The following is a 10,349-nucleotide window of genomic DNA, read 5'->3' as shown; positions in this document are numbered from 1 at the left end:
CAGGATTAAAAGTGTGTTAGGCCAGCGAATTTAACCGCTTCGTCTATTCTTTATGAAATAACTCACTACCGGGAATACTATGCAGATTCGAAAAGGACTCAGTACCGACCTCGCTCGCCTTGAATGCTGTGACTTTTCTTTCACCATTAGCCACATTGCGCGAGAGCCCTTTATCCACTGCGATTTGCATATCGAAGCCGTCGCCGAGCCCTGGATTAAAACCTACGAGCTCGATATCCAAACCCTTGAAAACCACTGCGTTAATCCGGACGCCATATTTCTTATTGCCGAAACGGATGACGGTGAAATAGCGGGATTTATTACCGCGTCAATCGGCTGGAATAAGTTTATCTCGGTGGATTACATTGCCGTGGAGCGCACGAAACGCAGAACCGGCGCCGCGCAAAAATTAATGGCCGCCGCGCACGTCTGGGCCCGCAGCGTAAACGCGCCGGGATTACGGCTTGAAACACAAAATGTGAACGTCTCGGCCTGTCTGTTTTACCGCAACTACGGGTTTACCCTGGGCGGATACGATCGTTATCTCTACAACGCCTTACCGGAAAAAGACGAAATCGCCCTGTTCTGGTATTACATGCTGGTCTAGCGGTGCGGCCTTCATATTTCTGTCATTGAATTTCATTACGCTTTCGGGATTTTAACCAGGGTGTTGAGGAAAAAAGTGTGAATTCAATGGCTAAGGTATTACTGCTGGCATTACCTGTTTTGAGTGCAACGGCCGCGGCGACGGCCGCCGGGGGCGAGCTGTGTGAACCCAAAGCGTACGAAATGGCGCTGCGCTATCAGCAGAAATCGGCAGAGATCGTGGCCCTTCAGCTGCAGACGTATCGGTTTGCCACCGAGCGTTTCAACGAAAAGTTAAAAGAGCTGAAAACGCCTGAAAATTACGCCGTGGTAATGGACCTGGATGAAACGGTACTGGATAACACCCCTCTGCTGGTGCGCGACACCGAGCAGTGTCACGACTATACAAAATGGGACACCTGGAGCGACTGGGAGAAACAGGGACAACCCGGCTTAATTCCGGGCGCGAAGGCGTTTCTTGACCATGTGAATCAAAGCAAGGTCCGTATCTATTATGTCTCGGACCGCATGCAGGAAAATAAAGCCTATACGCTCAGGACGTTAAAAGCTCTGGGACTTCCGCAGGTGTCCGATGAAAGCGTGCTTCTGGACACGGTCAGCAAGGAAGAGCGTCGCCAGAGCATCCTCAAAAAGCAGCAGATCGTAATGCTGTTTGGCGACAGCCTGCCGGATTTCGCCGTGCAGTTTAAAAATAAAAAGCCGAGCGAGCAGCAGCGCGAGCTGGTTGAAGCCAGCGCGGAACACTTCGGAAACGACTGGATTGTGCTGCCTAATGCCGCTTATGGCTCCTGGTCCAAAGCCACGCCGGACGGCTGGAACGCACCGCTGAAAAAATAAGGTTTTACGGGCCGGGAAAGGCAGCATCGCCACCCGGCTTCTGCGTTGTGCTATCCACCGCGTTTATAGGTCCTATCATTTCTGGGCAGGTTCTTATAATTTTACGAAGAAGTAAGATGAGCGCTTTCAAAGGAGACTCGTATGCTTACCGTGAAAAAACTTGCTCTTTCTACGCTGATTTCCAGTTCATTGCTTTTCTACCCTGCGCTGCAGGCGTCGGCAGAGACGCCCCAGCACGTCGTTAAACAACCGGCGGGCGGATACAGCGTTCAGGTCGGCGACGTTCTGGTCACCTCGTTTACGGACGGGACCGTCGCGCAGGATCTGCACAAGCTGCTGCGCCGGACAACGCCGCAAAAAATCGATGCGCTGCTCGCGAAAAATTTCCAGACCAACCCGCCTGAGGTATCCATCAACGCGTTCCTGATTGCGATGCCCGGACATAAAATTCTGGTGGATACGGGCTCAGGCCAGCTCTTTGGCCCCGGCAACGGCGGACGTCTGATTGAGAGCCTCGCCACCCAGGGGATTAAACCCGAGGACATTACTGAAGTCCTGCTGACCCACGCCCACTCCGATCACGCGGGCGGCCTGGTGAAAGACGGCAAGGTGGTGTTCAGCAACGCGCGCGTTTTCGTTGGCAAACCGGACGTCGACTTTTTCTTTAACGACGAGAATCAGAAAAAAACCGGCTACGGCAAGAACTATTTTGACGTCGCGCAGAAGACCTTAAAACCCTATCTTGACGCCGGTAAAGTGGTGCCGTTTAGCGGCACATCTGAGATTCTCCCGGGGCTGACCGGCACGGTTCATCCCGGCCATACGCCGGGTTCAGCCTTCTACACGCTGACGAGCAACGGCGAGAAGATCACCTTTGTCGGCGACATCATTCATGCCGCGGCGGTTCAGTTCCCGCAGCCTGACGTGACCATTACCTACGATGAAGATCAGAACAAAGCGGCAAGCGTGCGCGAACACGCGTTTGCGGACTTTGTGAAAAATAAAGACCTGGTCGCCGCGCCCCATCTGCCGTTCCCGGGTATCGGGTACGTCACCAAAGGCGAAAACGGCGGCTATGCCTGGGTCCCTGTGACCTATACCAACCGGGACGCCGGCAGCGCGAAATAAAATGACGCTCGTCTCTGACATGGACATCGACCTGATCCTGACCCTGGACGCCCTGCTTCAGGACAGGAATATCACCCATGCGGCCGCGCGGCTGGGCATCAGCCAGCCCGCGCTGTCCGCCCGTCTCGCGCGTCTGCGAACGCTGTTTGGCGAACCGCTGTTTATTCCCTCCCCACATGGACGTGGGGTGCTACCCACGCCGCGAGCGGAAGCGCTTAAGCTGCAGGTGGAGAGCGTGCTGCGCGGCATCAGCGCGCTATTTGCCCCCACCACGTTTGATGCCCAGACCAGTACCCGGACCTTTGTTATCGCCCTGCACGAAAACCCGGCGCTGATGCTGGGCACCGGGCTGCTTAACCAGGTGGGTACCGAAGCTCCAGGTATTCGCCTGCGCTTCGCCCTGCCACAGATGTCCGAACTGCCGCAGCAGCTTGAAAACGGTGATGTGGATATCTACATCGGCGTGAGCGCGGGTGCTCATGACGGCTGGGTGAGACGCAAACTGCTCGACGATACGTTTGCCACCGCCCAGCGTAAAGGCCATCCGCGCGGGACCGGAGAGTTAGACCTGGAAAGCTACTGCGCGCTTTCTCATCTGGTGGTGTCATCGGCGGGAGATCCGTTTACCGGCTTTGTCGATCAAACCCTGGCCGGGCTGGGCTACCAGCGGCACGTCGCGATGTCCACGCAGAGCTACGCCGTGGCGCCTGCGCTTGTTGCCGGTACCGACCTGGCGTGCACCCTGCCGGAACGGATGCTGAAACAGTTTGCCGGCACGCTGGATCTCTTTGCGCCGCCGCTGCCGCTCCAGCCGATTATCATCTACATGTACTGGCACCCGAAAAACAGCCAGGATCCGGCGAATGCCTGGCTGCGCGAGCAGCTGCTGCAGGCCGCCGGGCGTCAGGTGTGATCGAGGGTAACCAGAAACTTTTTAAGCACTTCTGATCGGATAATCCGGTGACAAACCAGCGTCAGCTCGCTTTCACGGAGCCGGTCGAGGATGTCCACGTAAACCACATTCTCGACGCTCACCGCCTTTGCCGAGGCGGGCAGCAGCGCCAGCCCAAACCCCGCCGAGACCAGGCTTATCACCGTGGGCACGTCGGTCGCGTTTTGCACCACGTCCGGCTGAAAGCCCGCCCCGCTGCAGGCGTCATAAAAGTACTGTTCCAGCCCCATTCCCTCCGGGTCGCGCAGGGAGATCCATTTTTCGTCCTTCACTGACGAAAGCGTCAGCGCGGAAGATCCCGCCAGCGGATGCTGACGATACAGCGCAAGTACCGTTTTCTCTGACGTGAACGGACGGCTTTGCAGATCGTCAGGCAGCGACGGCAGCGGTGCCCGGATAATAGCCACATCGAGCTGGTTGCTCTGCACGGCCGCGTAGAGCGTCTGCACGTTTCCCGTCACCAGCGACATGGTAATGGCCGGCCAGCGCGTATGCATCTGGCGCAGCGCGGCGGGCAGCCTGCCGTCGAACATCGCGCTCGACACGCACCCCAGGTTTAATACCCCCTGCTCGCCCCTCGCCGTTTGCCTGGCGTCGAGAACAGCCTGCTCGGTCAGGGAGATGGCGAGCCTGGCTTTCACCAGAAACGCTTCACCTGCGGGCGTCAGGGTTAAGCGGCGGTTCGCCCGGCTGAAAAGAGTGACGCCTAAACGTTCTTCAAGCGCCTTTATCTGCTGGCTCAGGGCCGGTTGCGCCATGTTCAGACGCTCAGCGGCCCGGTGCATGTGGAGCTCTTCGGCCACGACGATGAAATGGCGCATCTGACGAAACTGCACGGAACGCTTCCTTTTTTGATATGAATTTACTTATCAATTTAGCAGTAATGATGCAATTGATGCTATTGGTCATTGCCATAAAAATGGAGGTATTCAAACGAGGGAGGAAAATATGGAAAACCCGATCAACGATCTCCGCAGCGCCATCGCCCTGCTTCAGCGCCACGAAGGGCAGTATCTTGAAACCGATTATCCGGTCGATCCCAACGCGGAGCTGGCGGGAGTCTACCGCCATATCGGCGCGGGCGGCACGGTAAAACGTCCAACCCGTACGGGCCCGGCCATGATGTTCAACAGCGTGAAGGGCTATCCGGGCTCCCGCATCCTGGTGGGCATGCACGCCAGCCGCGAGCGTGCCGCGCTCCTTCTGGGCTGCGAGCCCTCTGAACTCGCAAAACACGTCGGCCAGGCGGTGAAAAAGCCGGTTGCGCCGGTTGTCGTTCCGGCCTCGCAGGCGCCCTGCCAGGAACAGGTTTTCTACGCTGACGACCCTGACTTCGACCTGCGCAAGCTTCTTCCGGCCCCCACAAACACGCCGATTGATGCGGGCCCGTTCTTCTGTCTGGGGCTGGTGCTGGCGAGCGATCCGGAAGACAGCTCGCTGACGGATGTCACCATCCACCGCCTCTGCGTTCAGGAGCGCGACGAGCTTTCCATGTTCCTTGCCGCCGGTCGGCATATCGAAGTCTTCCGCAAAAAGGCGGAAGAGGCCGGAAAACCGCTGCCGGTGACGATCAATATGGGGCTCGATCCTGCCATCTATATCGGCGCGTGCTTTGAGGCGCCCACCACGCCGTTTGGCTACAACGAGCTGGGCGTCGCCGGGGCGCTGCGCCAGCAGCCGGTCGAACTGGTGCAGGGCGTGGCGGTAAAAGAGAAAGCGATCGCGCGGGCGGAAATCATCATCGAGGGCGAACTGCTGCCGGGCGTGCGCGTAAGAGAAGATCAGCATACCAACACCGGCCACGCGATGCCGGAGTTCCCGGGCTACTGCGGCGAGGCGAACACGTCCCTGCCCGTGATCAAAGTGAAAGCCGTGACCATGCGAAACCACGCGATCCTGCAAACGCTGGTGGGACCGGGAGAAGAGCATACCACCCTGGCCGGTTTACCGACGGAAGCCAGCATCCGCAATGCCGTTGAAGAGGCGATTCCGGGCTTCCTGCAAAACGTCTATGCGCATACCGCGGGCGGCGGTAAATTCCTCGGGATCCTGCAGGTGAAAAAACGCCAGCCGTCAGACGAAGGCCGTCAGGGACAGGCGGCGCTCATTGCCTTAGCCACCTATTCGGAGCTGAAGAACATCATTCTTGTCGACGAAGACGTGGATATTTTCGACAGCGACGACATCCTGTGGGCGATGACCACCCGCATGCAGGGCGATGTCAGCATCACCAATATTCCGGGGATCCGCGGCCACCAGCTGGATCCGTCCCAGTCGCCGGATTACAGCACCTCAATTCGCGCAAACGGCATCTCCTGCAAGACCATCTTCGACTGCACGGTGCCGTGGGCGCTGAAGGACCGCTTCGAGCGCGCGCCGTTTATGGAGGTGGATCCGCGTCCGTGGGCGCCGGAGCTGTTCGCTGATAAGAAATAGGGAAATTTCGGGCGTATGGCCCGCAGGTCATACGCTTATTTTCTTTTCAAGCGCGGCAATATTTTTTTTATCTGCCTTTCGCTCCACGGAGAAACGATCGACGCTCAGCAAAATGAGCATCAGCCCCCTGCCGCTCTCCAGTAACGGCGATATTTCACAGAAACGGTCTCGTCTGGCGGCCTCGAGCCGCTCCAGCGGGAACGCATCACCTGCGTCGGTAAAGACAACGCGGACATTATGGTCCCGGATGTCGAACTCTACGCTAAATGTACGTGAAGCATCCTCATGCAGCGCGTGCCGGATGATATTCGTCGCCACTTCACAGACGGCAAGGTCGAGCGCGAAACGCCACTCATCGTCAACGGCAAGCGCGCTCAGACGGTCTCCCAGCCAGCCGGCCAGCGGCATCAGGGAGCCGAGCTCCGCCGGAAATTCTGCATGCTCCGGCGTCGGCATCTACTGCCCCAGCTGCGCAAGCGCGCTGTTTTTATCCGGATAAATGCGGAATATGCGATCCATTCGGGTCAGGGTGAACATATTCATGATCCCGGGGTTCAGGGAGCACAGAGCCATTTCGCCTTTCCCGTTCATCAGTTTAAACAACGATACCAGCATCCCCAGCCCGCTGCTGTCGATAAAGTCCACTTTGCTAAAATCGACAATTAAGGCTTTGCGATCGCTGCCAATTTCTTCCGTGACGGTGGCCTTAAACGTCGCGGCAATGGACGCATCCAGCCGCCGGACCGCTGGCGTAAGAATGTTGGCATGCGGTAATCGTTCAGTGTTAATAATCATTCTGTTCTCCCTGACGCTCAATCACTAACAGTGAAACGTCATCGGTTAAGGCGGTCGGTTCATCACGATTTGCATTGCGCCAGCCGGTCAGGTGTTGTCCGAAACGCAGCAGGAGCTCGTCTACCGGCAGATGGGCATGTTCATGAAGCCAGCGTTCCAGACGTTGCGGGCCAAACTGCTCGCCATCGCTGTTCTCACACTCCGTGATGCCGTCACTGAATAAGCATAAGCGATCCCCTGGATTGAGGGTAAAAGCGACGTCCTCCCAGCTCAGGTCGGGCATCAGTCCGACAGGCGGTCCACCCTCGCCAACGTAAGTGACGGCACTCTCTGCGTTCACAATCACGGGAGTAGGATGCCCCGCCTGACACAACAGTCCCTGACCACTAACGGGGTCGATCACGCCGTAGATGATGGTGAAATAGCTGGTGATGTCGTTTTCTTCACTGCAAAAGCGGCTGTTCAGTATTCTGACGACCTCGGCAGGCGACTGAATTCCGCCCTCTGCGGTAAACAAAAAACGATCCACCACCCGGCCGTGCAGGAACTGACGCGCCACGGCCAGGGACATCATCGCGGCCCCCACGCCGTGACCGGAGACGTCAACGCAGTAGAACCCCAGATGAGAGTCCAGAGGAAAAATATTGAAGACATCGCCCGATACCCAGGCAGACGGTAAGAAAAGCCAGTCGGAAAAGTAGTTCCCGAAGCGCAGGCGGTGTGAAGGCAGCACCGAGTGCTGAACGCGCGCCGCCAGCTCAAGATCCTGTTCAATCTGGCGTAACGCTTCACTCAGGCGCTTATTATGCGCCGCGAGGGTCGCTTCCAGCGTCAAAATACGTACCCCGGCATGGAGCCGCGCCCGTAACTCAGCCTGTTCGACGGGCTTGCTTAAAAAATCATCCGCCCCGGCATCAAAACCCTGCGTTAAATCTCCTGCATTCTCGCGGGCCGTGAGCAGAATGATATACACATAGTGGCCAAACTGACGGCTGCGGATCGTCTGACAGAGCGTAAGCCCGTCCATTTCCGGCATCTCCCAGTCGCTTATCACCATGCTGATCGGCTGGCTGGACAATATTTCCAGCGCGGCGACGCCATTTTCCGCCTCGCTCACGATATACCCCCACTGGGTGAGCATTCGGGAGAGTAACCGACGATAAATCAGCGAATCTTCAACGATTAACACGTGCAGCGCTGACATGTATCCCTCCTATAGCGGTAAGAACCATATAAGACTCACGGTCCCTTCCCTGAATTTTGCGTTACCGTTGCCGTGCCCCGGATAGCGCGTCCCCGCATAGTTCGCGTACTGGATGGAGAACGAACCTGGCGTATAGCCCGCATAGCCAAAGCTGTAGCTGTAATCGCCGTTCCAGGGCTGCTGCTGGCTGCTGTCCGGGAACCAGAACGCCGTTGCGCGAACGAAGAAATGTTGTTTGAAGGTATAGCCGCAGCCGCCGAGCATGACGTTTTTATTTTTGCGGATGTCATCGCTGCTGAGGTCGTAGTAGCGCGGAACCCAGCTGTACCCGACCTGGCAAATGATAGAGTCCCCTTTATTAATCAGGAGCGCGTTTTCAACCGGTTTCGGTAGCGAAAACTTATAGGCCAGCGTAAAGGCGCCCTGTTCGAAATAGGTGTGTCTCCGGCTACCCGACGTCCAGAAGTGGTTATCGCCGTAGTTGCCGTAAACCAGGCTGAACGTGTTGGCATGCCAGTCGTCATAGCCAAAGCTGTAGCGAAAATCCGCGGTGTAGCGGTTGGTATCCCTGACCGGCAGCCGGGAGGTAATGTTGGCAAACCAGAAGCTGTAGGGGGAATACTGCAGACTAAGATTCAGCGTCTGGTTAATTTTTTTCGCCTGCGCGGCGCTGTCCGAGCTGTTGGGCACGCTCACCATCTGCTCTTTCAGCCCAGAACTAAAGCTCAGAGCGCCTGAAAATTTCTTGTCATTGCCTGAGAACAGGCGCCCCCACCGGCTGGTAAAAACGCCTGCCTGAACGGGCTCGCCGTTTTTATCGCGCAACGTCTCTTTCTCGCTGCTTTGCGCCGCATCCGCCGCGGGTATTGCGGCGAGTAAGACGCCCGCCAGGAGCCATTTTTCACGCATAACCGCCATCCTTAGTTAGGTATCCAGCGTGCAGCGACGTTGTATTTTGCCATGAGCCACAAAATGCCCAGTGCCGCAGCATGCACTAACGTATTTTCTATCCAGGCATGACGCCACAAATCGAAGGTGATGAACTGACTCACCAGCAGCACCACGTACACATGCAAAATGAAGGTATAAAGCGAGTGCTGGCCTAACGGAATAAGAAACCATCCCAGCAGGCGGTTGAGCGGCGTCCAGCAGTATGTCAGCACCAGATAGACGGTAACCATCAGGGCGATATCGTTTAATACCCGCACCGGGCCCAGCCCATTTTTCGCCGCCCAGGTGTGATAAAAGGTGTTGAAGCCGTCAGGCGGAATCACGTGCATCAGCAGCGCGGGGGGCATAAACGGGTTGGTATGGTTCTGTGCTATGAACCCCAGAATGAGCGCCACTATCACCAGCGCAACCACCACCACTTTACCTGCAGGCGTGCGTGCGAAAGAGATCAGTTCGGCTTTATACCACCCGCTGGCCATGCCCAGCACAAAGATGAACTGCCAGGCCAGCAGCGGAAAGGCAAATTCGAATTCCGACGGCGTCAGCCGGAGCGGCCACCGCTGCCAAAGGCCGTACACTAGCAGAGACGCCCCCAGCAGCCACCAGACGTTACCCTTCTGTAGCATCCCCAAAAATAGCGGGCTGAGTAGCAGCAAAAAGATATACAGCCCCAGAATTTGCGTCTGATGGGGGCCAATCTGCAAATAGAGAATAATGTTGAACCAGGTCTCTTTTATTTGTGGCGTGACCGGATAAAGCGACCAGCTTTCACCCGAAAAGCGGTCGGTAAAATGAGTGACCTCGAAAAGATTAATATGCGGGATATAGGACAGGAGAATAAACGACACTATGATAATGATATTTACGCGATATATTTTCCACGCCCTGAGATAAAGCCCCCACGAAACCGTGAGTAATACGACTTTTTGCAGACGAGCGCGATTCAACATCCCCAACATAAATCCCGAGAGAATGACAAAGCCTTCTGCGCCGGTTGTTAACCCAAAACGCTCCCAGGAGAATATATTAATTACCGACATCACTTCCGTATGCGCCACGACCATCATGACGAGGGCAATCCCGCGCATAAAGTCAATTCTCAGGTCCCGGGCACCTGCAATGGCATACCGCCATGATCTTGATTTTACTATATCCGCTTGCGCGATCGGCGGCGCAATATGGCTCATAGGGTATCCTTTACCTGGAAACGAAAATTAACGTCTAAATAAAGTAGATAGCCTAAAGGAATAGTAACCGCAATTTATCGTGAACAGATGAGGCGAATTAAGCAGAATTTAACATTAATTAACCACCACTAAATAATAGTAATGAACGTGGCTGGACACTTTTATTCGGCGTTCTACACTTACCTTAAATCTTGTTTATTCGCTATTTTCTTTGACCTTCTGGCAACTGCCTTTGCAGCAGAATGGGTCTGCA

General features: G+C 56.1%; 11 protein-coding genes. 5 read left to right on the top strand and 6 right to left on the bottom strand.

Annotated elements, in window-relative coordinates:
- Positions 1-79: 79 nt before the first annotated feature.
- The 4 genes from M2422_RS03340 (at position 80) to M2422_RS03325 (ending at position 3,484) form a co-directional block, all read left to right on the top strand.
- Positions 80-607: a GNAT family N-acetyltransferase gene (locus tag M2422_RS03340; protein WP_064672555.1), complete on the top strand. Its 528-nt coding sequence runs from the start codon at positions 80-82 to the stop codon at positions 605-607.
- A gap of 86 nt (positions 608-693) precedes the next feature.
- Positions 694-1,443, top strand: coding sequence for a 5'-nucleotidase, lipoprotein e(P4) family (locus M2422_RS03335; RefSeq protein WP_404997265.1), 750 nt, complete (start codon positions 694-696; stop codon positions 1,441-1,443).
- A gap of 141 nt (positions 1,444-1,584) precedes the next feature.
- Positions 1,585-2,571, top strand: a complete 987-nt coding sequence (locus tag M2422_RS03330; RefSeq protein WP_064672557.1) for an MBL fold metallo-hydrolase — start codon at positions 1,585-1,587, stop codon at positions 2,569-2,571.
- A 1-nt stretch (position 2,572) separates the two neighbouring features.
- Positions 2,573-3,484 (top strand): LysR family transcriptional regulator, encoded by a 912-nt coding sequence (locus M2422_RS03325; protein WP_064672558.1) that lies wholly within the window; start codon positions 2,573-2,575, stop codon positions 3,482-3,484.
- Here the strand turns inward: M2422_RS03325 and M2422_RS03320 are convergent.
- A complete protein-coding gene (locus tag M2422_RS03320) occupies positions 3,475-4,359 on the bottom strand; it encodes a LysR substrate-binding domain-containing protein (RefSeq protein WP_045888228.1) in 885 nt (294 codons plus the stop codon). The genes M2422_RS03325 and M2422_RS03320 overlap by 10 nt on opposite strands.
- A 112-nt stretch (positions 4,360-4,471) precedes the next feature.
- On the opposite strand from M2422_RS03320, the gene M2422_RS03315 reads away from it, so the two are divergent.
- A complete protein-coding gene (locus M2422_RS03315) occupies positions 4,472-5,959 on the top strand; it encodes a UbiD family decarboxylase (RefSeq protein ID WP_248202856.1) in 1,488 nt (495 codons plus the stop codon).
- 27 nt (positions 5,960-5,986) lie between these two features.
- Here M2422_RS03315 and M2422_RS03310 read toward each other — a convergent pair whose 3' ends face one another.
- Genes M2422_RS03310 through opgC form a run of 5 tightly spaced genes read right to left on the bottom strand, consistent with a single transcriptional unit; the run spans position 5,987 to position 10,096 of the window.
- Positions 5,987-6,415 (bottom strand): ATP-binding protein, encoded by a 429-nt coding sequence (locus M2422_RS03310; protein WP_064672560.1) that lies wholly within the window; start codon positions 6,413-6,415, stop codon positions 5,987-5,989.
- Entirely contained in the window at positions 6,416-6,754 is a 339-nt protein-coding gene (locus M2422_RS03305; protein WP_048974795.1) for an STAS domain-containing protein, read from the bottom strand.
- Positions 6,744-7,958 (bottom strand): PP2C family protein-serine/threonine phosphatase, encoded by a 1,215-nt coding sequence (locus tag M2422_RS03300; RefSeq protein ID WP_064672561.1) that lies wholly within the window; start codon positions 7,956-7,958, stop codon positions 6,744-6,746. The genes M2422_RS03305 and M2422_RS03300 overlap by 11 nt, the downstream gene beginning before the upstream one ends.
- Before the next feature lie 9 nt (positions 7,959-7,967).
- Complete coding sequence (locus M2422_RS03295) at positions 7,968-8,867, bottom strand: hypothetical protein (protein WP_081273716.1); 900 nt, start codon at positions 8,865-8,867, stop codon at positions 7,968-7,970.
- Between the two features lie 11 nt (positions 8,868-8,878).
- Entirely contained in the window at positions 8,879-10,096 is a 1,218-nt protein-coding gene (gene opgC, locus M2422_RS03290; protein ID WP_064672563.1) for an OpgC domain-containing protein, read from the bottom strand.
- Positions 10,097-10,349 lie beyond the last annotated feature (253 nt).

The sequence above is a fragment of the Enterobacter sp. SLBN-59 genome, from assembly GCF_024807915.1.
In the GTDB taxonomy this organism is placed as follows: Bacteria; Pseudomonadota; Gammaproteobacteria; order Enterobacterales; family Enterobacteriaceae; genus Enterobacter; species Enterobacter asburiae_B.
The sequence above is the reverse complement of the archived record's forward strand: the minus strand, read 5'-3'. Positions and strand labels throughout refer to the sequence as shown.

Coding starts and splice junctions, on each gene's coding strand:
- M2422_RS03295 (WP_081273716.1), bottom strand. CDS start 8,867: ATGCGTGAAAAATGGCTCCTGGCGGGCGTCTTACTCGCCGCAATACCC.
- M2422_RS03340 (WP_064672555.1), top strand. CDS start 80: ATGCAGATTCGAAAAGGACTCAGTACCGACCTCGCTCGCCTTGAATGC.
- M2422_RS03300 (WP_064672561.1), bottom strand. CDS start 7,958: ATGTCAGCGCTGCACGTGTTAATCGTTGAAGATTCGCTGATTTATCGT.
- opgC (WP_064672563.1), bottom strand. CDS start 10,096: ATGAGCCATATTGCGCCGCCGATCGCGCAAGCGGATATAGTAAAATCA.
- M2422_RS03335 (WP_404997265.1), top strand. CDS start 694: ATGGCTAAGGTATTACTGCTGGCATTACCTGTTTTGAGTGCAACGGCC.
- M2422_RS03330 (WP_064672557.1), top strand. CDS start 1,585: ATGCTTACCGTGAAAAAACTTGCTCTTTCTACGCTGATTTCCAGTTCA.
- M2422_RS03305 (WP_048974795.1), bottom strand. CDS start 6,754: ATGATTATTAACACTGAACGATTACCGCATGCCAACATTCTTACGCCA.
- M2422_RS03325 (WP_064672558.1), top strand. CDS start 2,573: ATGACGCTCGTCTCTGACATGGACATCGACCTGATCCTGACCCTGGAC.
- M2422_RS03310 (WP_064672560.1), bottom strand. CDS start 6,415: ATGCCGACGCCGGAGCATGCAGAATTTCCGGCGGAGCTCGGCTCCCTG.
- M2422_RS03315 (WP_248202856.1), top strand. CDS start 4,472: ATGGAAAACCCGATCAACGATCTCCGCAGCGCCATCGCCCTGCTTCAG.